The organism is Burkholderia diffusa (genome assembly GCF_001718315.1).
Lineage (GTDB): Bacteria > Pseudomonadota > Gammaproteobacteria > Burkholderiales > Burkholderiaceae > Burkholderia > Burkholderia diffusa_B.
Map to the genome: position 1 here is coordinate 107,822 of NZ_CP013363.1, position 21,198 is coordinate 129,019.

Consider the following 21,198-nt stretch of genomic DNA (forward strand, 5'->3'; position numbering starts at 1 on the left):
GGGATGCACGTGAGACCGCATTTTCCGGATGATTTGCATCGTATCGACACGCTTCGATGTGATGCACCAAACGCGCGCACGATTTGAATGCACCGGATGTGTGCAGATGAGAAAAACGGCGTATCGGGCGAGATGGGCCCGATACGCCGTCGCTTGCGACGCCGCGTAGCACTCGGCGATCAATGCAGCTTGATCGACGGCTGGTTGCGGCTTTGCAGCCAGTGGCTCAGCGACTGGAACAGCGCGCGCTTCAGTCCGTACACGCTGAACAGATGCTTGCGGTACAGGAACTTGTACAGCCCGATCGCGGCGAGCCCGTCGACGATCAGCGAGCGCGAACGCACGCCGAGGTCGGTCTGGTACACGGCGCCCGCCCGGCCGAGCGACACGACGGTCCCCGCGTCGCGGAACGTGAAGCCAGGCACCGGCTTGCCGGCGAGACGCCGCGCGAGCGCATCGCCGAGATACACGGCCTGCTGGTGCGCGACCTGTGCGCGCGGCGGCAGGAAACCGCTCGCATCGGCCGACGGGCATGCGGCACAGTCGCCGAACGCATACACGTGCGGATCGTCGGGCGTCTGCAGCGTATCGGTCACGAGCACCTGATTCGACCGATTGAGCGCGATGTCACCGAGCTCGCGCAGGATCGCGGGGCCCGCGACGCCGGCCGCCCAGATCGTGATGTCGCTCGCGAGCCGCTCGCCGGTTGCGGTCGTGACCGCGTCCGCGCCCACTTCCGCGACGCGCGTATCCGTCAGCACGTCGACGTTCAGCGTGCGCAGTTGCGCGTGCATCCTGGCCGACAGCCTTTCGTCGAGCGCCGGCAGGATGCGCGGGCCGCCTTCGATCAGCCGGATGTGCACGTCGCGCGCGGACACCAGCGCCTTGAAGCGATAGGTCGTCAGTTGCTGGATCGCATGGCGCAGCGCCGCGGCCAGCTCGACACCCGTCGCGCCCGCGCCGATCACGTTGATGCAGATCGGTGCCGCGCGGCGCGCCGGCTGCTGCTCGGCCAGGTGGTTGGCCTTCGTGCAGGCGGCCAGGAACTTGCGGCGGAAATCCTCGGCCTGATCGAGATTTTCGAGCGGCAGCGCGTGCCGTGCGGCGCCCGGCACGTTGAAGAAGTTCGTCACGCTGCCGACGGCCAGCACGAGATCGTCGTAGCCGAGCTCGCGCTGCGGCAGGATCTCCGTGCCGTCCGCGTCCTGCACCGGCGCGATCGTCGCCGTGCGTGCCGCGCGATCGACCCGCTGCAGCGCGCCCTGCACGAAGCGGAAGCCGTGGCGCTTCGCCTGCGCCGCGTATTCGATCGTGTGCGAGGCCGGATCGCGATGGCCGGATGCGGCTTCGTGCAGCAGCGGCTTCCAGAAGTGCGTCGGGTAGCGGTCGACGAGCACGACGTCGGCTTGGCCGCGGCGGCCGACCGTGTCGCCGAGGCGCGTGGCGAGCTGCAGGCCGCCGGCGCCGCCGCCGACGATCACGATGCGCGGCACGCGCGGTGCGCGGTCCGTTGCAAGGGTAGGCGTGATGTGGTCCATGTTGTGGCTCCCGCTGATGACGATTCGGATGACATTGCTCAAGAACCGACGATATAGTTTTGAACCTACGCGAACAATTTAATGTTTATAAGCGACTCATATGTATTCACTTATAGGAAAGACCGCGACGTTCCGGCAACTGAAGGCGCTGGACATGATTGCGCGGCTGGGCAGCGTGTCACGCGCGGCCGAGGAGCTGAACCTCACGCAGCCGGCCGTGTCGCTACAGGTTCGCCTGCTCGAGGAAGCGGTGGGCGCCGCGCTGCTGCAGCGGGTGGGGCGCGGCGTGCAGCTGACCGCCGCCGGTGAAATCGTGGCGCGCTATGCGCGCGAGATCCTGCATTTGTGGAGCGAGGCCGGCGACGAAGTGGCCGCGCTGACTGGCGACCTCGGCGGCACGCTGCGGATCGGCGCGATCACGACGGCCGAGTATCTGATTCCGCCGCTGCTGGTGAAATTCACCGCGACGCGACCGCACGTGAAGACCTATTTCAAGGTCGGCAATCGTGACGACATCATCCGCATGCTCGCAACGCATGAAATCGATCTCGCGGTGATGGGCAGCGCGCCGAAGGAGCTGCGCACGCATGCGGTGGAGTTCGCGAAGCATCCGATGGTGTTTGTCGCGGCGCCAGGCCATCCGCTGATGCAGCGCAAGCGCGTCGCGCTCAAGGATCTCGAATCCGCGCACCTGCTCGTGCGCGAACGCGGCGCGGGCACGCGCTCGACCGTCGAGAGCCTGTTCAAGACATCCGGCTACCGTTTCCATGTGGGCTCCGAACTGTCGAGCAACGAGGCGATCAAGCAGATGGCCGAAGCGGGGCTCGGCGTCGCGTTCCTGTCGTTACACGCGTGTGCGCTCGAGTTGCGCACGGGGCTGCTCGGGCAACTGCCGTTTCCGGGCAATCCGATCGTGCGCGAGTGGTACGTGATCACGCTCGCCGACCGGCGGATCTCGCAGGTCACGGGGTTGTTTCGAGACTTCCTGATCAAGCAGGGCGCGCCGGTGATCGACGGCGCGACGGTGGCGCCGCACGAGCGACGGCGCAAGTAGGCGCACACCCGTAGGACGCGGTCGGCGTGTGCGAGCGGTGCGTTCCGCCGGTCAGACGATCCCGAAGTCGTCGTTGCTGTCGGGAATCGACGCGAGCAACCGTTCGAGCCGGTACCAGCCGATCATGCGCAGGCATCGCGCGGCGAAGGTGGTCCGGCCGTTGCGGAAAAGGGGGCCGGCAGGCCGGCGGGCGGCGCGGGACGGCGAAGCGGGGATGAACGCCGCGCGTTGTGGGCAGCAATGGGGCATGACGGTCTCCGTAGGTGTCGGATGAGGCCATCGTAAGCGCGACTGCGGCCGTCGGCGCGCAAGCAAGGATGGAGCGGAGCAGGAATGGATGATCTTTTTCTGCCCGGCGGGGAATGGCAGTGCGCGCCCGGCAAGCGGCCGGAAAAAGCGTCACAATGCGCGTTCGACCCACGATCTGGTGGAGAAGAAGCATGAGCGATCCGATTCCCGCCGCGCCGACCGACAACGGCGTGCCGGTCAGCCTGCGTTCCAGCCGCGGGCTCGGCTGGCGCGGCTTCGGCGCGGCGCTGCTGGAGATTCGCGCGGGTACATACCGGATTCCGGCCACGGATCATCACCGTATCGGCGTGCATATCGGCTCGCCCGTGCGCGCCGATTGCGTGTGCGACGGTGAACGCGTGTCGCGCATCCAGGCGCACGGCGACATCGACGTGATTCCAGCCGGCCTTCCGGGCCAATGGACCGACAGTGCCGACTGCCGGATCCTGCACGTCATGCTCAGCGATGCGTTCGTGCGGCGCACGTTCGAGCAACTCGAGCTGAAGCCGTCGCAGGCGCAGATCCGTCGGCGGCTGCAGGTGCGCGATCCGCGCCTGCAGCACATCGCATGGGCGATGGCCGCCGAACTCGAAGCGGAAGACGCATCGGACCCGCTCTATGCGGAGAGCCTGTGCACGGCGCTCGTCGCGCGACTGGTCGACGGCCAGCCCATGTTCCGCGAGCGCCGGCGTACGCTCGCGCCGAAGGCGGCGGCGCGCGTGATCGACTACGTCGAGGCCAATCTCGAACGCCGCATGACGCTTGCCGAGCTCGCGGCGCTCGTGTCGATCAGCGTGCCGCATTTCAAGGTGCTGTTTCGCGAGACGCTCGGGATGCCGGTGCATCAGTACGTGGTGCGGCGCCGGGTCGAGCGCGCGAAGGCGTTGCTGCTAGAAGGGCGGCTGAGCATCACCCAGATCGCGCTCGAAGCCGGATTTGCGCATCAGAGCCATATGGCGAACTGGATGAATCGCGTGCTGGGCGCGACGCCGACGGAGGTCGCGCGGTCCGGGGCGCGGGGCGGGCTGCGGCTCGCTTACGACGGCGAAGACGATACGGCGTCGTCGGGCCGATAGCCGCTGACGAACCGGTGGGCCGCGCGATCCGTGCGCGGCCCCGCATCCGGTCATCCTTTCCTGTTCACATCATCCACTCCTGCGCGCCTTCCCGTTCGCGCTCGCCGACAATCGCCGCACCTTCATCGTCCAGGAGCGGATCGTGTTCGTGATTTTCGGAGCATCAGGCAACGTCGGCTCGTCGACCGTGACGACCCTGCGCCACGCAGGCCATCCCGTGCGCGCGGTGCTGCGCGACACGCGCCATCGCGAACGTTTCGTGCAACTTGGCTGCGAAGTGGCGATCGCCGACTTGACGGACGCAAGTGCGATCGCAGCGGCTATCGACGGTGCGCAAGCCGTGCAGATGCTGTGTCCGGTGCCCGTCGCCGACAGCGACCCGGCCGCGACGATGGCGCGCACGCTCGACATCGTGACCGGCGCACTCGTCGCGAATCCGCCGCCGGCACTGCTTGCGTTATCGGACTACGGCGCCGAGCTCGACGGCAACACGGGCATCACGCGGCTCTTTCATCGTCTGGAAGAAAAGTTGAAGACGGTTCCGACCACGCTCACGCTGCTGCGCTCGGCCGAACACCTGCAGAACTGGACGCGCGTGCTGCCGGTGGCGCTTGCAACCGGTGTGCTGCCGAGTTTTCATCATCCGGTCGACAAGGTGTTTCCGACGGTGTGGGCACCCGACGTGGGTGTCGCGGCGGCGCGGCTGCTGCTTGAACCCGCCGAATTCGGCAACGGGCCGCGCATCGTCAGCATCGAGGGGCCGCGGCGCGTGAGCGTGCGGGATATCGCGCAGACGCTCGGCGCGGCCGCGGACCACGAGATCGTCGCGCGCGAACTGCCGCGCGACGCGTGGACCGCGACGCTGCTGCGCGCGGGGCTCAGCGAGCGTCATGCGCAACTGATCGTCGATCTGTACGACGTGCACAACGCGGGGCGGATCGACGTCGAGGCCGGCGTGTCGGAGCGGGTGCATGGCACGACGACACCGGAAGAGGCGCTCGCTGCGCTGGTGCGCGGGCACGCGCGGTGAGCGGCGCGACGGCGCGAAGCGCGCGATGCGTGCTATGCCGGCCGCCGCACCCTGCTCAACACCGCATACGCGACCGACCCGATCACGATTCCCCAGAACGCGGACCCGAGCCCGAGCCACGTCATTCCCGACGCGGTTGCAAGGAACGTGATCACCGACGCTTCGCGATGGTCCTCGTCCTCGAAGATCCCGTGCACGTTCGCGCCAATCGCACCGATCAGCGCGAGCCCGGCGAGAATCGCGACGAACGCTTTCGGCAGTGCAAAGAACAGCGTGACGATCGTTCCCGCGAAGAGTCCGCCGATCAGGTAGATGACGCCGTTCGCGATGCCCGCGATGTAGCGCCGGTCCGGATCCTCGTGCGAATCCTTGCCGGTGCACAGCGCCGCGGTGATCGCCGCGACGACGATCGTGATCCCGCCGAAGCACGCGACGGCGAGCGACATCACGCTGGTCGCGGTGATGATCGGCCGCGCCGGTGTGTGATAGCCCGATACGCGCAGAATCGTCATGCCTGGCAGGAACTGGCCGGTGAGACTCACGACGACGAGCGGCAGGGCGAGGCTGAGCGTGGTGCCGAGCGTCCATTCCGGGGCGATGAAGATCGGCCGCGCGATGCTCGGCGACACGTTGCCGAGATGCGCCATTCCGAGCAGCGTCGCGAGCGCGGCGCCCGTGAGCAGCACGAGCACGATGCTGTAGCGCGGCAGCACGCGCTTGAAGATTACGTACGCGGCGATCATCCCGAACCCGAGCACTGGCTGCGCGGTCGCGGCGGAGAACGCACGCATGCCGAACGGCAGCAGGATGCCGGCCATCATCCCGCACGCGATGCCGCGCGGAATGTGGCGCACGAGCCGGTCGAAATAGCCGGTGATGCCGATCACGAGGATGATCAGCGCGGCCGTGATGTACGCGCCGACGGCCTGGTTCAGCGTCAGTTGCGGAAAGAGGCCGACGAGGAGCGCGGTGCCGGGCGCCGACCATGCGGTCACGATCGGCACCTTCAGTTTCCAGCTCGCGAACAGCCCCGACACGCCCGCACCGATCGAGATCGCCCAGACCCAGGACGCCACCATCTCGTTGGATACATGCGCGGCCTGCGATGCCTGGAAGAAAATCGCGAGCGGGCCCGCATAGGAAATCAGCACCGCGAGAAAACCCGCGGTGATCGCGGAGACGGACCAGTCATTGCCGATCGAGCGGATCGCGCCGGGCGAGGTGTTCGGTTGCATCGTCGTAGGGGAAGTGCGGCGCGCGGCCGGTAGACTGAGCCGGGGCGGATGATTGTTGGAGGCCCCGGACGATCCGTCATTCTGGGCATTGCCGCCGAAATTGGCAATTTGCCGATGGAGATCGGCGTTGTTGGTTTTTTGTAAGGAATGTGCGTCGGCGCCGCCGTGCGGCCTTGCGCGCGCGTCGCTGCATGGAGCGGCTTCGAGGCGAAGCACGGCTCGCTCGGGCGTTACGTACTGATCTGAAGATATCCGTCGACCGCGGCGATCTTCGCACCACTGCCCGTCGACAGCGACGCCGTGCCGCGATCGAACGGATGTACGGGCGTGTCGGTCGGCGTCCATGCGTGGCGCGCCAGCAGTTCGCGATACCCGCCGCGGATCACGAAGCCGCCGCATTTGTCCGCATATGCGTCACGCCGCATCCGGTACGCGCGCGGCAGGTCGTACCACGGCAGCCTCGGCAGGTCGTGATGCACGAGGTGATAGTTGTTGTTCAGGTACAGCAGCCGCATCGCGAAGCCGGCCTCGTTGATCGCGATGCGCGCTTTCGGATGCCGTGCGGCGCGGTGCTCGAACAGTGAGCGGATCATTGCGAGCGATAGCGCGGGCCACGTGACCGCCAGCAGGTAGTACCACCACGGCACGCCGATCGCCCATTGCAGCCATGCGAGTAGCGCGCCCACGCACACGCCGTGCGTCACCCACATCCGCAGATAGCGGAAGTCGGCGCGCCGGAACGCGGCGAATGCGTCGGCGAACATCGCGGCGACGCTCGTCGGCGGCCCGAACACGAGACGTCCGACGAAAGTGGTGCGCGCAACGGTCAGTGCGCGACGCCAGCGCGGCAGCCGCGCCCACTGTGCGCGCGACACGTAGTTCGTTTCCGGGTCGACGCCCGGCACGGTCAGGTCCTCGTCGCGGTGATGGTCGAGGTGCGTGTCGCGATAAAGCGTGTACGGATACCAGATCGTCAACGGCGGATAGCCGAGCAATCGATTCACGAACGCGGAACGCGTCGGATGGCCGTGCAGAAGCTCATGCTGCAGCGACATGTGCCACGCGCCGAGGAGGATCAGCGGCGGCGTCGCGGCCGCGAGCGACACGCGCTCGGCGCGCACGAGCAGCAGCACGGCGAGCCAGCCGCCGTAGATCGCGACGACCAGCAGCCACGTCGGCCACTCGGTGCGTGCGGTGAAGCGGGCATCGAGCGCGGCGATCGCGCGCGCGTGGTCGACGTCGAAGTATTCGGCCATGGTGCTGGGGCGGAATGAAGCGGGTGAGACGGGGGCTGCGCGCGTAACGGATAGCGGACGATCGCGCCGGCGCGGGCCGCGATGCAGTTGGCCGACATGGGTCACGGCTCGCCGTGCGCCACGATGAACAGCGACTTGCGACGGTGTCGCGACATCGGAACGCTAACCGGATCGCGTAGTCAGGCCAACCAAGCAATTCGCATTTGCTTATCGCTGCGTGACCGATAAGCATTGACTGCCCCGCCGCGTGCCGGATCCGCGCGAAACGCGAGCGAACGGGCTTTCGCCAATGCACCGCCGATGCGTAGAATGCGCGCATGAGCTCATGGATCGCCGGACTGCCGATGTACAACGTGACGCCGCGCCACGCTACCCTGTGGCGCGCGTTGCTGCGTGACGCGCTCGATGCGTTCGCGCATGCCGGCGGGCCGGCCGGCGTCGCGCTGCTCGACGAGCCGTTCGGGGATCTTCACGGGCTGTGGCGCCACGACGGCTTGCTGTTGTCGCAGACATGCGGTTATCCGTACCGGATGCTCGGATTGCGCGATGCCGTGCACCTGATCGCGACACCGGCATTCGACGCGCCAGGCTGCGACGGCGCGCGCTACAGCAGTGTGCTGGTGGTGTCGGCGCGTGTGCATTCGGGCGGTGCGACGACGCTGGCGGCCTGTCGCGGGTTGCGGGCCGCATACAACGGCGCGGATTCACACAGCGGGATGAACGCGTTCCGGCATGCGGTCGCGCCGCACGCACATGACGGGCGTTTCTTCGGTTCGGTCGTGTCGTTCGGCTCGCATCTGAACGTGTTGCGCGCGCTGGCCGCAGGCGTTGCCGATTGCGCGGCGATCGACTGCGTGACGTTCGCGTACGTGCGTGATGCACTGCCGGAGCTGTTGAAGGACATCCGGATCATCGGCATGACGGCGTCGGCGCCAGGTTTGCCGTTGATTGCATCGAAGACGCTGGAAGCGCGGCTCGTGGCGGCGCTGCAGGATGCGCTCGATCACGCGGTTACGGCCGATGCGCAGCGGGCGAGCACATTGCGGCTCAACCGGTTCGAGCGCCTCCCGCCGAGTGCATACGACACGATTGCCGATCTCGCGCGGGACGCGGCCGCGCACGGGTATCCCGAGCTGGCGTGAGTGCACCCTGCCCGGCGATGCCTAGAACGGCAAGGTGCCGGGCGGCGCGTTGCGTACCACGGCGAGCGTCGTGCCGATATGGTCCTCGAGCGCGAGTGCGGCGCGCGCATCGGCGCGGCGCATCGCGGCCTCGAACAGGCACGTGTGTTCCGCATGCACGTCGCGCTTCGAATCGCCGAGCCCGATGCACACGCGCCGATAGCGCTCGCTTTGCTGCGACAGCATGCGCAGGATCAGGTACGTCCACGGCGTGGCGGCCGCCGAGATCAGCGCTTCGTGAAAGCGCCGGTTGCATGCTTCCCATGCGGCGCGGTTTTCGATGGACACCGGCTGCTCCCACGCCGACAGCATGTCGAAACTCTGCCGCACGCGCTGCGCCCATGCGTCGTCGCCGCGCCGCACGGAATCGCGCAACGCATCGACCTCGATATGAATGCGCAGCCGCGTGATCGCTTCGAGATCGTCGACCGACATCGGCGTCACGCGAAACCCGCGCTGCCCTTCGGCCACGACCAGCGCATCGCTGACGAGCCGCGTGAGCGCCTCGCGCAGCGTGCCCGCGCCGACGCCGTACACGTCCTTCAGATGCTCCACGCGCAGCTTCGTGCCAGGCGGGTAATGTCCTTCGATGATGTGTTGCCGGAGCTGGTGGTACGCATGTTCGCTGAGTGTGCGGGCATGCGGCTCGGCGGCGTCGTCGGCGGCCGGTTCGAGTGCCGGCGGCGGGGAGTCGAGCGCATGGGCGGGCAGGATGGTGTTCATGTCACGCGTCCTCCTGGTCCTGTTTGCGGTTGAGCCGATAGCTGAGCTGTGCGCGCGTCAGGCCGAGCAGGCGCGCGGCGGCCGACAGGTTGCCGTTCGCGCGGTCGACGGCCTCGTGCAGCAGCGCGCGCTCGAGGCCGTCGAGCCCGCCGCCGCCCTGCAACCGGTCGAGGATGGCGCCGCAGTCGATCGACATCGCGGCCGCCGGCCGGATCTGCCCGGCCCGGTCGACCGTCGCGCCGCCGGGCGAGCCGACGCCGGGGAACAGGTCCTTCGCATCGACCGGACGGTTCGGGCGCGACAGGATCACCGCGCGCTCGATCAGGTTCTCGAGCTCGCGCACGTTGCCGGGCCAGCGATACCCGCGCAGCGTATCGTACGCATAGTCGGTCAGCGTCGGCGCCGGCTTGCCGTGCACGGCCGCGAAGCGTTCGAGCATGGCGTCCGCGAGCGGCGCGATGTCGTCCTGCCGGTCGCGCAGCGGTGGAATCAGCACCGGGTAGACGTTGATCCGGTAATAGAGATCGGCGCGAAAGGTGCCGTCGCGCACGGCCCCCTCGAGATCGCGGTTGGTCGCCGCGACGACGCGGACATCCACCTTCCGGCCGTCGGTTGCGCCGAGCCGCTCGACCTCGCCCTCCTGAAGCACGCGCAGCAGCTTCGCCTGCACGTCGAGCGGCAGCTCGCCGATTTCGTCGAGAAACAGCGTGCCGCCGTCCGCGCGCTCGAAGCGGCCAGCGCGCACTGCTTGCGAGCCGGTGAATGCGCCTTTCTCCGCACCGAACAGTTCGGACTCGATCAGCGCATGCGGGATGGCCGCACAGTTGATCGCGACGAACGGTTTCTGCGCGCGCGGGCTGAGGCTGTGCAGCGCACGCGCGAAGCGTTCCTTGCCGACGCCCGTTTCGCCGGTGAGCAACACGGCGACCTTGGTCGGCGCGGCGGTCTCAAGCAGCGCATACGCGGCACGGAACGCGTCGGAACGTCCGACGAGCCGGGTCCGGCCGTCGTCGGGCGTCATCTCGAGGCGCAGCGATTCGACTTCGGTCTGCAGATCGCGGATCGTGTTGATCAGCGAGTCGGCCTTGAACCACGACGAGATCTCTTCCGCGTCTGGCCATTCCTCGGCCGGCTTGCCGACGATCGTGCAGTGTGGATCGTGCATGCCGACACAGGTCGTTTCCTTGAACAGGATCGTCCGGCCGATGAACGCGCTGGTGTAACCGGTCGCATAGCCGATCAGCATCCAGCACACCGGCTCGGGCTGCGGCCCGAACGTGCGGCGGTGCACGTCGGCCTCCCATGAATGCTCCCAGCGGTATTCGCAGTAGAACGCGCCCGTCGCGGGATCGGCCTCGAACCGCAACGGCGTGACCTGCACGGCGCCTTCAAGCATGTGCAGTTGCGGGCCGACATGGAACATGTCGAACAGCGACGCGCCGCTTCGAATCTCGCGCGCGAGCGCGGCGTCCCGTTCGCCGGCGGCGAAGCCGACCCGCGTGAAGAAGCGTCGCGTCTGCGCCGGCCCGACACTCTCCATCAGTTCCTGGCGCAGCGTCGCCAGTGCGCCGGCATGCAGCAGCACCATTCGCTGACCGGCCAGCCAGATGCGACCGTCGCTTGCCGAAAAGTGGATCAGCTTGCGCAGGTCGGTGTCCGGCGGCAATGGGGGCAGGCTGGGCCGCGTCATGTCTCCTCCGTCGAGATTTCTCGTGATTTTCAAGGTTTTCGCCAGCGGCGTCGCGGCGGGCGGATCGATTTGATCATTTCATCAAATGCGCGCGACCGGGTTGCTCAAATGATGAAAAGTGCCGCCGGATATGGCTTCAGGCGTGGTCGCAGTCGGGCGGTTTCCGTTCTGGTTAACCGCCATTGTGGATCGCGAATTTGAACTTCGCGTCAGGGCTTTCCCTGAATTATCGAGATTTTTTCGGTGTGTGGCCGGACGTGGCACGGATGCTGCATTGAAGTCCGGCATGGAGGCGACACCGATCATGAATCAGCATCCGACCGATCTTTCCCCGCTCGATCCCGGCCGCAAGTGTGTTCGCGTGACCGGCACGAACGTGCGCGGTTTCGTCGAATTCGAGTTTTCGCTCGGCGGCGCGCCGGATCTGTTCGTCGAGCTGACGTTGTCTCCTGCCGCCTTCGACGCGTTCTGCCGCGAACAGCAGGTCACGCGGCTCGACGTCGAAGCGAACCCATGACCTTGAGGAGCAAGAAGTGACCATCGAGCTGAAGACAGTCGACATCAAGCCGCTCCGGCACACCTTCGCGCATGTCGCGCAGAACATCGGCGGCGACAAGACGGCGACGCGCTACCAGGAAGGCATGATGGGCGCGCAGCCCCAGGCGAACTTCCATTACCGGCCGACCTGGGATCCGGACCACGAGATCTTCGATGCGTCGCGCTCGGCGATCCGGATGGCGAACTGGTACGCGTTGAAGGATCCGCGCCAGTTCTACTACGCGTCGTGGGCGACGACGCGGGCTCGCCAGCAGGACGCGATGGAGTCGAACTTCGAGTTCGTCGAATCGCGCCGGATGATCGGCCTGATGCCAGACGACGTGGCCGCGCACGCACTCGACGTACTGGTGCCGCTGCGCCATGCCGCGTGGGGCGCGAACATGAACAACGCGCAGATCTGCGCGCTCGGATACGGCACGGCGTTCACGGCGCCCGCGATGTTTCATGCGATGGACAACCTCGGCGTCGCGCAGTACCTGACGCGCGTCGCGCTCGCGATGGCCGAACCCGACGTGCTCGATACGGCCAAGGCGAGCTGGACGAACGACGCCGCATGGCAGCCGCTGCGCCGCTACGTCGAGGACACGCTGGTCGTGACCGACCCCGTCGAGCTGTTCATCGCGCAGAACCTGGCGCTCGACGGCATGCTGTATCCGCTCGTCTACGACCGCTTCGTCGACGAACGTATCGCGCTCGCGGGCGGCTCGGCGGTCGCGATGCTCACCGCGTTCATGCCGGAATGGCACGCCGAGTCGAACCGCTGGATCGACGCGGTGGTGAAGACCATGGCCGCCGAATCCGACGACAACCGCGCGTTGCTCGCCCGCTGGACCCGCGACTGGTCCGCACGGGCCGACGCGGCGCTCGCACCGGTCGCGGCGCGTGCGCTGCGGGACGCAGGCCGCGCGGCGCTCGACGAAGTGCGCGAGCAGTTTCATGCACGCGTCGCAAAGCTCGGCCTCGCGCTCTGACGCCGCGCCAATTCCATCAACCCAAGGAAAGCCAGCATGTCGAACGTATTCATCGCCTTTCAGGCCAATGAGGACTCCAGATCGATCGTCGACGCGATCGTCGCCGACAACCCGCGCGCGGTGGTGGTCGAGTCGCCGGGGATGGTCAAGATCGATGCGCCGGACCGGCTGACGATCCGTCGCGAAACGATCGAGGAACTGACCGGCGCGCGCTTCGACCTGCAGCAACTGCAGGTGAACCTGATCACGCTGTCCGGCCACCTCGACGAGGACGACGACCAGTTCACGCTGAGCTGGTCGCACTGAACGCCGCGCTACACGCACCGACAACACCGGAGACACGAATGGACACGCCAACGCTCAAGAAAAAGCTCGGCCTGAAGGACCGCTACGCGGCGATGACGCGCGGCCTCGGCTGGGAGACGACCTATCAGCCGATGGAGAAGGTCTTCCCGTACGACCGTTACGAAGGCATCAAGATCCACGACTGGGACAAGTGGGTCGACCCATTCCGCCTGACGATGGATGCGTACTGGAAATACCAGGGCGAGAAGGAGAAGAAGCTGTACGCGGTGATCGACGCGTTCACGCAGAACAACGCGTTCCTCGGCGTGACCGACGCGCGCTACATCAATGCGCTGAAGCTGTTCCTCCAGGGCGTGACGCCGCTCGAATATCTCGCGCATCGCGGCTTCGCGCACGTCGGCCGGCACTTCACCGGCGAGGGCGCGCGCATTGCATGCCAGATGCAGTCGATCGACGAGCTGCGGCACTACCAGACCGAAACGCACGCGATGTCGACGTACAACAAGTTCTTCAACGGCTTCCATCATTCGAACCACTGGTTCGACCGCGTCTGGTACCTGTCGGTGCCGAAGTCGTTCTTCGAGGACGCATATTCCGCGGGGCCGTTCGAGTTCCTGACCGCGGTCAGCTTCTCGTTCGAATACGTGCTGACGAACCTGCTGTTCGTGCCGTTCATGTCGGGCGCCGCGTACAACGGTGACATGTCGACGGTCACGTTCGGCTTTTCCGCGCAGTCGGACGAATCGCGGCATATGACGCTCGGCATCGAGTGCATCAAGTTCATGCTCGAGCAGGACCCGGACAACGTGCCGATCGTGCAGCGCTGGATCGACAAGTGGTTCTGGCGCGGCTATCGGCTGCTCACGCTGGTCGCGATGATGATGGACTACATGCAGCCGAAGCGCGTGATGAGCTGGCGCGAGTCCTGGGAGATGTACGCGGAGCAGAACGGCGGCGCGCTGTTCAAGGATCTCGCGCGCTACGGCATTCGCGAGCCGAAGGGCTGGCAGGACGCGTGCGAAGGCAAGGACCACATCAGCCACCAGGCATGGTCGACGTTCTACGGCTTCAACGCGGCCTCGGCATTCCACACCTGGGTGCCGACCGAAGACGAGATGGCGTGGCTGTCAGCGAAGTATCCCGATTCGTTCGACCGCTACTACCGCCCGCGCTTCGACTATTGGGGCGAGCAGGCAAAGGCCGGCAACCGCTTCTACATGAAGACGCTGCCGATGCTGTGCCAGACCTGCCAGATCCCGATGCTGTTCACCGAGCCCGGCAACCCGACGAAGATCGGCGCGCGCGAGTCGAATTACCTCGGCAACAAGTTCCATTTCTGCAGCGATCACTGCAAGGAAATCTTCGACCACGAGCCGCAGAAATACGTGCAGGCGTGGCTTCCCGTGCACCAGATCCATCAGGGCAACTGCTTCCCGGCCGATGCGGACCCGAGCGCCGAAGGTTTCGATCCGCTCGCCGCGGTGCTCGATTACTACGAAGTGCAGATGGGCCGCGACAACCTCGATTTCGACGGTTCGGAAGACCAGAAGAATTTCGCGGCCTGGCGCGGGCAGGCCACGCGCAACTGACAAGCAACCGATCAGCAACCTTGAAGAAGGCCCGCGCGCGCTGCCGCGCGAACGCGGGCCGACAGGAGACAAACATGGCCGTCATCGCGCTCAAACCCTACGACTTCCCGGTGAAGGATGCGGTCGGGAAGTTTCCGGCGCCGCTGCTTTACGTGTGCTGGGAAAACCACCTGATGTTTCCGGCGCCGTTCTGCCTGCCGCTGCCGCCCGACATGCCGTTCGGCGCGCTCGCCGACAGGGTGCTGCCGCCGGTCTACGGCTATCACCCGGATTTCGCGAAGATCGACTGGAACCGCGTCGAGTGGTTTCGCTCCGGCGAGCCGTGGGCGCCGGATGCGGCGAAGAGCCTGGCCGACAACGGACTCGGGCACAAGGACCTGATCAGCTTCCGCACGCCGGGCCTCGACGGCCTTGGCGGCGCGAGCTTCTGACCGCTACGCGGACGAGCGAACCATCATGAGCCACCAACTTACCATCGAGCCGCTGGGCGTGACGATCGAGGTCGAGGAAGGACAGACGATGCTCGATGCCGCGCTGCGCCAGGGCATCTACATTCCGCATGCGTGCTGTCACGGCCTGTGCGGCACCTGCAAGGTCGCAGTGCTCGACGGCGAAATCGATCTCGGCGACGCGAACCCGTTCGCGCTGATGGATTTCGAGCGCGAGGAGGGCAAGGCGCTCGCGTGCTGCGCGACGCTGCAGGCAGACACCGTGATCGAGGCCGACGTCGACGAGGAGCCGGACGCGGAAATCATTCCGGTCAAGGACTTCGCGGCCGACGTGACGCGCATCGAGCAGCTCACGCCGACCATCAAGTCGATCCGGCTGAAGCTGTCGCAGCCGATCCATTTCCAGGCGGGCCAGTACGTGCAGCTGGAGATTCCCGGGCTCGGGCAGAGTCGCGCGTTCTCGATCGCGAACGCGCCGGCCGACGTCGCGGCGACCGGCGAGATCGAGCTGAACGTGCGCCAGGTGCCGGGCGGGCTCGGCACCGGCTATCTGCACGAGCAACTGGCAACCGGCGACCGCATGCGCCTGTCGGGCCCGTACGGCCGCTTCTTCGTGCGCCGCTCGGCGGCGCGGCCGATGATCTTCATGGCAGGCGGGTCGGGGCTGTCGAGCCCGCGCTCGATGATCGCGGACCTGCTCGCGAGCGGCGTCACAGCGCCGATCACGCTCGTCTACGGCCAGCGCAACGCGAAGGAGCTGTACTACCACGACGAATTCCGCGCGCTGGCCGAACGTTACCCGAACTTCACGTACGTGCCGGCGCTGTCCGAAGGCGCGCCGGATGCAGGCGGTGACGTCGCGCAAGGGTTCGTGCACGACGTCGCGAAGGCGCATTTCGATGGCGACTTCTCGGGGCATCAGGCGTACCTGTGCGGACCGCCCGCGATGATCGACGCGTGCATCACGACGCTGATGCAGGGCCGCCTGTTCGAGCGCGACATCTATCACGAGAAGTTCATCTCGGCGGCCGACGCGCAACAGACGCGCAGCCCGCTGTTCCGGCGGGTGTGACATGGACGCGGGCCGCGTATGCGGGACGGTCACGATCGCGCAGACCGACGAGCGCTATGCGTGCGTGTCCGGCGAATCGTTGCTGGCCGGCATGGCGAAGCTCGGCCGGCGCGGCATTCCGGTCGGCTGCCTGAACGGCGGGTGCGGCGTATGCAAGGTGCGCGTGCTGCGCGGCGCGGTACGCAAGCTCGGACCGATCAGCCGCGCACACGTCAGCGCGGAGGAAGAGTACGACGGCTATGCGCTCGCATGCCGTGTGGTGCCGGACGGCGACGTCGAACTCGAAGTGGCGGGCCGGCTGAAAAAGCCGTTCTTCTGCGGCGCGGCCCGTGCCGGCGCGCCGGCGATCGACAAGTAACCAGGAAACCAGGAGGAGACACATCATGGGTGTGATGCGTATTGGTCATGTCAGTCTGAAGGTGATGGACATGGAAGCGGCGTTGCGTCATTACGTGCGCGTGCTCGGCATGCAGGAGACGATGCGCGACGCGGCGGGCAACGTTTATCTGAAATGCTGGGACGAGTGGGACAAGTATTCGCTGATCCTGTCGCCGTCCGACCAGGCGGGGCTCAAGCACGCCGCATACAAGGTCGAGCACGATGCCGATCTGGACGCGTTGCAGCAGCGTATCGAGGCATACGGGATCGCAACCGAGATGCTGCCCGAGGGTGCGCTGCCGGCGGTCGGCCGTCAATTGCGGTTCCTGCTGCCGAGCGGGCACGAGTTGCGGCTGTTCGCGAAGAAGGCGCTGGTGGGCACCGCGGTCGGCTCGCTGAACCCCGATCCGTGGCCCGACGACGTTCCGGGCTCGGCCGTGCACTGGCTCGACCACTGCCTGCTGATGTGCGAACTGAACCCCGAAACCGGCGTGAACCGTGTCGAGGAGAACACGCGCTTCATGGCCGAGTGTCTCGACTTCCATCTGGCGGAACAGGTGATGGTCGGCCCCGGCAACACGATCCAGGCCGCGACGTGGATGTTCCGCAGCACGACGCCGCACGACATCGCGTTCGTCGGCGGCCCGAGCAACGGCCTGCATCACATCGCGTTCTTCCTCGACGACTGGGCCGACGTGCTGAAGTCGGCCGACGTGATGGCGAAGAACAAGGTGAAGATCGACGTCGCGCCGACGCGCCACGGCATCACGCGCGGCACCACCATCTATTTCTTCGATCCGAGCGGCAACCGCAACGAGACCTTCGCAGGGCTCGGCTACCTCGCGCAACCCGACCGCCCGGTCACGACGTGGACCGAGGAGGAGCTCGGGCGCGGGATCTTCTTCCACTCCGGCGAGCTGAACGAAGCGTTCACGACCGTCTACACCTGAGCCGCGAGGAGTCCAGCGTCATGGATCGAAACGACACGAACCGGAGCATCGACACGCGCACGATCGACTGGCCGGCCGCGGCGCGTGCGGCGCACGCTGCGGCCGACGCCGCCGAACGGCTCGGCGTGCGCGTGAACGTCGCGGTCGTCGATGCGGCCGGGCTGCTCGCGGCATTCGTGCGCATGCCCGGCGCACCGCTGCATTCGATCGATATCGCGATCGACAAGGCGTACACGGCCGCGAGCTTCGGCCTGGCCACCGACGCATGGCACGTCGCGCTGGCATCGCACTCGGATGCGGTGCGGCAGGGCCTCGTGCTGCGGCCGCGCTTCGTCGCGTTCGGCGGCGGGCTGCCGATCGTCGAGGGCGGCGCGTTGATCGGCGGCATCGGCGTATCGGGTGGCAGCGAGGCGCAGGACGCGCAATGCGCGCACGCGGGGCTCGACGCGGCCGGCTTCGGCGGGCCATGACGCACGGCACTTGAACGCGCTCCACGAACCCACGGATTCACGACTATCGGCACACACATCATGTACGACACCGAACCCATCGCCGCGACGCGCGGCCCCGCCGGCGGGCAGCCGGACCCGCGGCTCGTCCGCAACTTCATCGACGGCGGCTATCGCGCGAGCGAACGCTGGTTCGACAAGCGCTCGCCGCTCGACAACGCGCTGATCGCGCGCGTGGCCGAAGCGAGCCGCGCGGATGTCGACGCGGCCGTGCAGGCCGCACGGGCGGCGCTGGCCGGCCCGTGGGGCGACCTGACGGTCGCGCAGCGCGTCGAGCTCCTGTATGCGGTGGCCGACGGCATCACGCGCCGCTTCGACGATTTCCTCGCAGCGGAAGTGGCCGACACCGGCAAGCCGGTGAGCCTCGCGAGCCATATCGACATCCCGCGCGGCGCGGCGAACTTCAAGGTGTTCGCCGACGTGGTGAAGAACGTGCCCGGCGAAACCTTCGAGATGGCGACGCCGGACGGCGCGGGCGCGCTCAACTACGCGATCCGCCGGCCGGTCGGCGTGGTCGGTGTGATCTGCCCGTGGAACCTGCCGCTGCTGCTGATGACGTGGAAGGTCGGGCCCGCGCTCGCCTGCGGCAACACGGTGGTCGTGAAACCGTCGGAGGAGACGCCGCAGACGGCCGCGCTGCTCGGCGAAGTCATGAACGCGGCGGGCGTGCCGCATGGCGTCTACAACGTCGTGCACGGCTTCGGGCCGGGTTCGGCCGGCGAATTCCTGACGACGCACCCGGGCGTGAACGCGATCACGTTCACCGGCGAGACGCGCACCGGCGCGGCGATCATGAAGGCGGCCGCCGACGGTGCGCGGCCCGTCAGCCTCGAGATGGGCGGCAAGAACGCGGCGATCGTGTTCGCCGATTGCGATTTCGACGCGGCTGTCGAAGGCACGTTGCGCTCGTGCTTCGCGAACGCGGGGCAGGTTTGCCTCGGCACCGAGCGCGTGTATGTCGAGCGTCCGCTGTTCGAGCGTTTCGTCGCCGCGCTGAAGGCCGGTGCCGAACGCCTGCGGCCCGGCCGTCCGGAAGCGGAGTCGACCGGTCTCGGCCCGCTCATCAGCCAGGAGCATCGCGACAAGGTGCTGTCGTATTACCGCAAGGCGGCCGAACTCGGCGCGACGGTCGTGACGGGCGGCGGCGTGCCCGACATGCCCGAGGACCTGCGCGGCGGCGCGTGGGTGCAGCCGACGATCTGGACCGGCCTCGGCGACGATTCGCCGATCGCGCGCGAAGAGATCTTCGGGCCGTGCACGCTGGTGATGCCGTTCGACTCCGAAGCCGAGGTGATCGACCGCGCGAACGCGAACGCGTACGGGCTGTCGACGGCGATCTGGACGACCAACCTGTCGCGTGCGCACCGCGTCGCGGCATCGATCGACGTCGGCATCGCGTGGGTCAATTCATGGTTCCTGCGTGACCTGCGTACCGCGTTCGGCGGCGCGAAGCAATCGGGCATCGGTCGCGAGGGCGGCGTGCATTCGCTCGAGTTCTACACGGAGCTGCGCAATGTGTGCATCAAGCTCTGATCCACCCGTAAATGACCGGAAAACTCTTATGGACTCCACGTTGATTACCACGCTGGGCGACCGGCTGTACGACGCGATGACCTCGCGCGAGCCCATCGCGCCGCTGACGTCGCAGCACGAGGACCTGTCGGTCGACGACGCGTACCGGATCCAGCAGCGCTTCGTGCAGCGCCGCCTGGATGCCGGCGAAACCGTCATCGGCAAGAAGATCGGCGTCACGTCGAAGGCGGTGATGGACATGCTCGGCGTCTACCAGCCCGACTTCGGTTACCTGCTGTCGGGCATGGTGTACGGCGAGGGCGAGTGCATCGCGCTCGATACGCTGATCCAGCCGAAGGCCGAAGGCGAGATCGCGTTCGTGCTGAAGCGCGACCTGCTCGGCCCGGGCGTGACGAACGCGATGGTGCTCGCCGCCACCGAATGCGTGATGCCGTGCTTCGAGATCGTCGACTCGCGCATCCGCGACTGGAAGATTCGCATCGGCGACACGGTGGCCGACAACGCGTCGTGCGGCGTGTTCGTGCTCGGCGACCGGGCGGTGAGCACGCGCAGCGTCGATCTGTCGACGTGCGGGATGGTGCTCGAGAAGAACGGCGACGTGATCGGCACCGGCGCCGGCGCGGCCGCGCTCGGCTCGCCGGTGAACGCGGTCGCATGGCTCGCCAATACGCTCGGCCGCCTCGGCATTCCGCTGAAGGCGGGCGAAGTGATCCTGTCCGGCGCGCTCGCCGCTATGGCGCCCGCGGCGCGCGGCGACAACTTTCGTGTGTCGATTGGCGGGATCGGCGCGTGTTCGGTGCGGTTCGCGTAAGCGTCGCCCGTTCCCTTTTTCAAGCAAACGAGGAATTCCCCATGACCCGAAAGATCCGTTGCGCGCTGATCGGCCCCGGCAACATCGGCACCGACCTGCTCGCCAAGCTGATGCGCAGCCCCCTGCTCGAACCCGTGTGGATGGTCGGCATCGATCCCGATTCCGATGGCCTGAAGCGCGCGCGAGAACTCGGCCTCAAGACCACCGCGGACGGCGTCGACGGCCTGCTGCCGCACGTGCAGGCGGACGGCGTGCAGATCGCGTTCGACGCGACGAGCGCATACGTCCACGCGGAAAACAGCCGCAAGCTGAAAGCGCTCGGCGTGCTGATGATCGACCTGACGCCGGCGGCGATCGGTCCGTATTGCGTGCCGCCGGTCAACCTTAAGGATCACATCGGCTCTGGCGAGATGAACGTGAACATGGTCACGTGCGGCGGCCAGGCGACGATTCCGATGGTGCGCGCGATCTCGCGCGTGCAGCCGGTCGCGTACGGCGAGATCGTCGCGACCGTGTCGTCGCGCTCGGTCGGCCCGGGCACCCGCAAGAACATCGACGAATTCACGCGCACGACGGCCGCGGCCGTCGCGCAGGTCGGCGGCGCGAACGAGGGCAAGGCAATCATCGTGATCAACCCGGCGGATCCGCCGCTGATCATGCGCGACACCGTGCATTGCCTGACGGAAAGCGCGCCCGACGAAGCGCGCATCGTCGAATCGGTGCACGCGATGATCGCCGACGTGCAGCGTTACGTGCCCGGCTACCGGCTCGTCAACGGGCCGGTGTTCGACGGCAATCGCGTGTCGGTCTATCTCGAGGTCGAAGGCCTCGGCGACTACCTGCCGAAATACGCGGGCAACCTCGACATCATGACGGCCGCCGCCGCGCGCACGGCCGAGATGTTCGCCGAGGAAATGCTGGCCGGCCGCCTCACGCTCGCATCGGCCGCACAGGCGGCCTGACGCCCGCAGACGCGCCCCCCACGACCGGACGAAAGGAAC

Annotated in this window: 22 protein-coding genes; 16 read left to right on the plus strand and 6 right to left on the minus strand. The window is 67.1% G+C overall.

Features of this window, described 5'->3' with window-relative positions:
- Positions 1-179: 179 nt before the first annotated feature.
- Positions 180-1,538: an NAD(P)/FAD-dependent oxidoreductase gene (locus WI26_RS15895; RefSeq protein WP_059509881.1), complete on the minus strand. Its 1,359-nt coding sequence runs from the start codon at positions 1,536-1,538 to the stop codon at positions 180-182.
- A gap of 100 nt (positions 1,539-1,638) precedes the next feature.
- Here WI26_RS15895 and WI26_RS15900 point away from each other — a divergent pair, with 100 nt between their 5' ends.
- Complete coding sequence (locus tag WI26_RS15900; RefSeq protein ID WP_059464909.1) at positions 1,639-2,592, plus strand: LysR family transcriptional regulator; 954 nt, start codon at positions 1,639-1,641, stop codon at positions 2,590-2,592.
- A gap of 51 nt (positions 2,593-2,643) precedes the next feature.
- On the opposite strand, the gene WI26_RS15905 is transcribed toward WI26_RS15900, so the two are convergent.
- Entirely contained in the window at positions 2,644-2,841 is a 198-nt protein-coding gene (locus WI26_RS15905; protein WP_069226489.1) for a hypothetical protein, read from the minus strand.
- Between the two features lie 191 nt (positions 2,842-3,032).
- Here WI26_RS15905 and WI26_RS15910 point away from each other — a divergent pair, with 191 nt between their 5' ends.
- Together WI26_RS15910 and WI26_RS15915 are read left to right on the plus strand one after the other, a co-directional pair.
- A complete protein-coding gene (locus WI26_RS15910; RefSeq protein WP_069226490.1) occupies positions 3,033-3,956 on the plus strand; it encodes an AraC family transcriptional regulator in 924 nt (307 codons plus the stop codon).
- Positions 3,957-4,098: 142 nt separating this feature from the next.
- Positions 4,099-4,986 (plus strand): NAD(P)H-binding protein, encoded by an 888-nt coding sequence (locus WI26_RS15915; protein ID WP_069226491.1) that lies wholly within the window; start codon positions 4,099-4,101, stop codon positions 4,984-4,986.
- A 32-nt stretch (positions 4,987-5,018) separates the two neighbouring features.
- Here the strand turns inward: WI26_RS15915 and WI26_RS15920 are convergent, their stop codons facing one another.
- Both WI26_RS15920 and WI26_RS15925 read right to left on the minus strand, forming a co-directional pair.
- Complete coding sequence (locus WI26_RS15920) at positions 5,019-6,221, minus strand: benzoate/H(+) symporter BenE family transporter (RefSeq protein ID WP_059464912.1); 1,203 nt, start codon at positions 6,219-6,221, stop codon at positions 5,019-5,021.
- Positions 6,222-6,451: 230 nt separating this feature from the next.
- Positions 6,452-7,477, minus strand: coding sequence for a fatty acid desaturase (locus tag WI26_RS15925; protein WP_059464913.1), 1,026 nt, complete (start codon positions 7,475-7,477; stop codon positions 6,452-6,454).
- A gap of 317 nt (positions 7,478-7,794) precedes the next feature.
- Here WI26_RS15925 and WI26_RS15930 point away from each other — a divergent pair, with 317 nt between their 5' ends.
- A complete protein-coding gene (locus WI26_RS15930) occupies positions 7,795-8,619 on the plus strand; it encodes a phosphate/phosphite/phosphonate ABC transporter substrate-binding protein (protein WP_069226492.1) in 825 nt (274 codons plus the stop codon).
- A 21-nt stretch (positions 8,620-8,640) separates the two neighbouring features.
- Here the strand turns inward: WI26_RS15930 and WI26_RS15935 are convergent, their stop codons facing one another.
- Together WI26_RS15935 and WI26_RS15940 are read right to left on the minus strand one after the other, a co-directional pair.
- The gene (locus WI26_RS15935; RefSeq protein ID WP_059509889.1) at positions 8,641-9,381 is read right to left on the minus strand and encodes a GntR family transcriptional regulator; all 741 of its coding nucleotides are present in this window, start codon (positions 9,379-9,381) and stop codon (positions 8,641-8,643) included.
- Between the two features lies 1 nt (position 9,382).
- Positions 9,383-11,071 carry a sigma-54-dependent Fis family transcriptional regulator gene (locus WI26_RS15940; RefSeq protein WP_069226493.1) on the minus strand — a complete coding sequence of 563 codons (1,689 nt, stop codon included), beginning with the start codon at positions 11,069-11,071 and terminating at the stop codon, positions 9,383-9,385.
- A gap of 118 nt (positions 11,072-11,189) precedes the next feature.
- Between WI26_RS15940 and WI26_RS33020 the strand changes: the two genes are divergently transcribed.
- The 12 genes from WI26_RS33020 (at position 11,190) to WI26_RS16000 (ending at position 21,159) form a co-directional block, all read left to right on the plus strand.
- Positions 11,190-11,588: a phenol hydroxylase subunit gene (locus tag WI26_RS33020; protein ID WP_236849343.1), complete on the plus strand. Its 399-nt coding sequence runs from the start codon at positions 11,190-11,192 to the stop codon at positions 11,586-11,588.
- 16 nt (positions 11,589-11,604) lie between these two features.
- On the plus strand, positions 11,605-12,600 hold the full coding sequence (locus tag WI26_RS15950; RefSeq protein WP_059536228.1) for a phenol hydroxylase: 996 nt from the start codon (positions 11,605-11,607) through the stop codon (positions 12,598-12,600).
- A gap of 36 nt (positions 12,601-12,636) precedes the next feature.
- On the plus strand, positions 12,637-12,906 hold the full coding sequence (locus tag WI26_RS15955; protein WP_060325896.1) for an MmoB/DmpM family protein: 270 nt from the start codon (positions 12,637-12,639) through the stop codon (positions 12,904-12,906).
- A 38-nt stretch (positions 12,907-12,944) separates the two neighbouring features.
- On the plus strand, positions 12,945-14,495 hold the full coding sequence (locus tag WI26_RS15960) for an aromatic/alkene/methane monooxygenase hydroxylase/oxygenase subunit alpha (protein WP_059464920.1): 1,551 nt from the start codon (positions 12,945-12,947) through the stop codon (positions 14,493-14,495).
- A 74-nt stretch (positions 14,496-14,569) separates the two neighbouring features.
- A complete protein-coding gene (locus WI26_RS15965) occupies positions 14,570-14,926 on the plus strand; it encodes a phenol hydroxylase subunit P4 (RefSeq protein WP_069227742.1) in 357 nt (118 codons plus the stop codon).
- 25 nt (positions 14,927-14,951) lie between these two features.
- Positions 14,952-16,016: an NADH:ubiquinone reductase (Na(+)-transporting) subunit F gene (locus WI26_RS15970; RefSeq protein ID WP_059914610.1), complete on the plus strand. Its 1,065-nt coding sequence runs from the start codon at positions 14,952-14,954 to the stop codon at positions 16,014-16,016.
- Position 16,017: 1 nt separating this feature from the next.
- Positions 16,018-16,374 carry a 2Fe-2S iron-sulfur cluster-binding protein gene (locus WI26_RS15975; RefSeq protein WP_059464922.1) on the plus strand — a complete coding sequence of 119 codons (357 nt, stop codon included), beginning with the start codon at positions 16,018-16,020 and terminating at the stop codon, positions 16,372-16,374.
- 25 nt (positions 16,375-16,399) lie between these two features.
- On the plus strand, positions 16,400-17,344 hold the full coding sequence (locus WI26_RS15980) for a catechol 2,3-dioxygenase (RefSeq protein WP_059509893.1): 945 nt from the start codon (positions 16,400-16,402) through the stop codon (positions 17,342-17,344).
- Between the two features lie 20 nt (positions 17,345-17,364).
- Entirely contained in the window at positions 17,365-17,814 is a 450-nt protein-coding gene (locus tag WI26_RS15985; RefSeq protein ID WP_069226494.1) for a GlcG/HbpS family heme-binding protein, read from the plus strand.
- A gap of 60 nt (positions 17,815-17,874) precedes the next feature.
- Positions 17,875-19,386: a 2-hydroxymuconic semialdehyde dehydrogenase gene (locus tag WI26_RS15990; RefSeq protein WP_069226495.1), complete on the plus strand. Its 1,512-nt coding sequence runs from the start codon at positions 17,875-17,877 to the stop codon at positions 19,384-19,386.
- Positions 19,387-19,414: 28 nt separating this feature from the next.
- A complete protein-coding gene (dmpE, locus tag WI26_RS15995) occupies positions 19,415-20,197 on the plus strand; it encodes a 2-oxopent-4-enoate hydratase (protein WP_059509896.1) in 783 nt (260 codons plus the stop codon).
- 41 nt (positions 20,198-20,238) lie between these two features.
- Positions 20,239-21,159: an acetaldehyde dehydrogenase (acetylating) gene (locus tag WI26_RS16000; RefSeq protein ID WP_069226496.1), complete on the plus strand. Its 921-nt coding sequence runs from the start codon at positions 20,239-20,241 to the stop codon at positions 21,157-21,159.
- Positions 21,160-21,198 lie beyond the last annotated feature (39 nt).

Coding starts and splice junctions, on each gene's coding strand:
- WI26_RS15990 (WP_069226495.1), top strand. CDS start 17,875: ATGTACGACACCGAACCCATCGCCGCGACGCGCGGCCCCGCCGGCGGG.
- WI26_RS15935 (WP_059509889.1), bottom strand. CDS start 9,381: ATGAACACCATCCTGCCCGCCCATGCGCTCGACTCCCCGCCGCCGGCA.
- WI26_RS16000 (WP_069226496.1), top strand. CDS start 20,239: ATGACCCGAAAGATCCGTTGCGCGCTGATCGGCCCCGGCAACATCGGC.
- WI26_RS15930 (WP_069226492.1), top strand. CDS start 7,795: ATGAGCTCATGGATCGCCGGACTGCCGATGTACAACGTGACGCCGCGC.
- WI26_RS15975 (WP_059464922.1), top strand. CDS start 16,018: ATGGACGCGGGCCGCGTATGCGGGACGGTCACGATCGCGCAGACCGAC.
- WI26_RS15965 (WP_069227742.1), top strand. CDS start 14,570: ATGGCCGTCATCGCGCTCAAACCCTACGACTTCCCGGTGAAGGATGCG.
- WI26_RS15910 (WP_069226490.1), top strand. CDS start 3,033: ATGAGCGATCCGATTCCCGCCGCGCCGACCGACAACGGCGTGCCGGTC.
- WI26_RS15940 (WP_069226493.1), bottom strand. CDS start 11,071: ATGACGCGGCCCAGCCTGCCCCCATTGCCGCCGGACACCGACCTGCGC.
- WI26_RS15925 (WP_059464913.1), bottom strand. CDS start 7,477: ATGGCCGAATACTTCGACGTCGACCACGCGCGCGCGATCGCCGCGCTC.
- WI26_RS15970 (WP_059914610.1), top strand. CDS start 14,952: ATGAGCCACCAACTTACCATCGAGCCGCTGGGCGTGACGATCGAGGTC.
- WI26_RS15900 (WP_059464909.1), top strand. CDS start 1,639: ATGTATTCACTTATAGGAAAGACCGCGACGTTCCGGCAACTGAAGGCG.
- WI26_RS15985 (WP_069226494.1), top strand. CDS start 17,365: ATGGATCGAAACGACACGAACCGGAGCATCGACACGCGCACGATCGAC.
- WI26_RS15905 (WP_069226489.1), bottom strand. CDS start 2,841: ATGCCCCATTGCTGCCCACAACGCGCGGCGTTCATCCCCGCTTCGCCG.
- dmpE (WP_059509896.1), top strand. CDS start 19,415: ATGGACTCCACGTTGATTACCACGCTGGGCGACCGGCTGTACGACGCG.
- WI26_RS15980 (WP_059509893.1), top strand. CDS start 16,400: ATGGGTGTGATGCGTATTGGTCATGTCAGTCTGAAGGTGATGGACATG.
- WI26_RS15920 (WP_059464912.1), bottom strand. CDS start 6,221: ATGCAACCGAACACCTCGCCCGGCGCGATCCGCTCGATCGGCAATGAC.
- WI26_RS15960 (WP_059464920.1), top strand. CDS start 12,945: ATGGACACGCCAACGCTCAAGAAAAAGCTCGGCCTGAAGGACCGCTAC.
- WI26_RS15895 (WP_059509881.1), bottom strand. CDS start 1,538: ATGGACCACATCACGCCTACCCTTGCAACGGACCGCGCACCGCGCGTG.
- WI26_RS15955 (WP_060325896.1), top strand. CDS start 12,637: ATGTCGAACGTATTCATCGCCTTTCAGGCCAATGAGGACTCCAGATCG.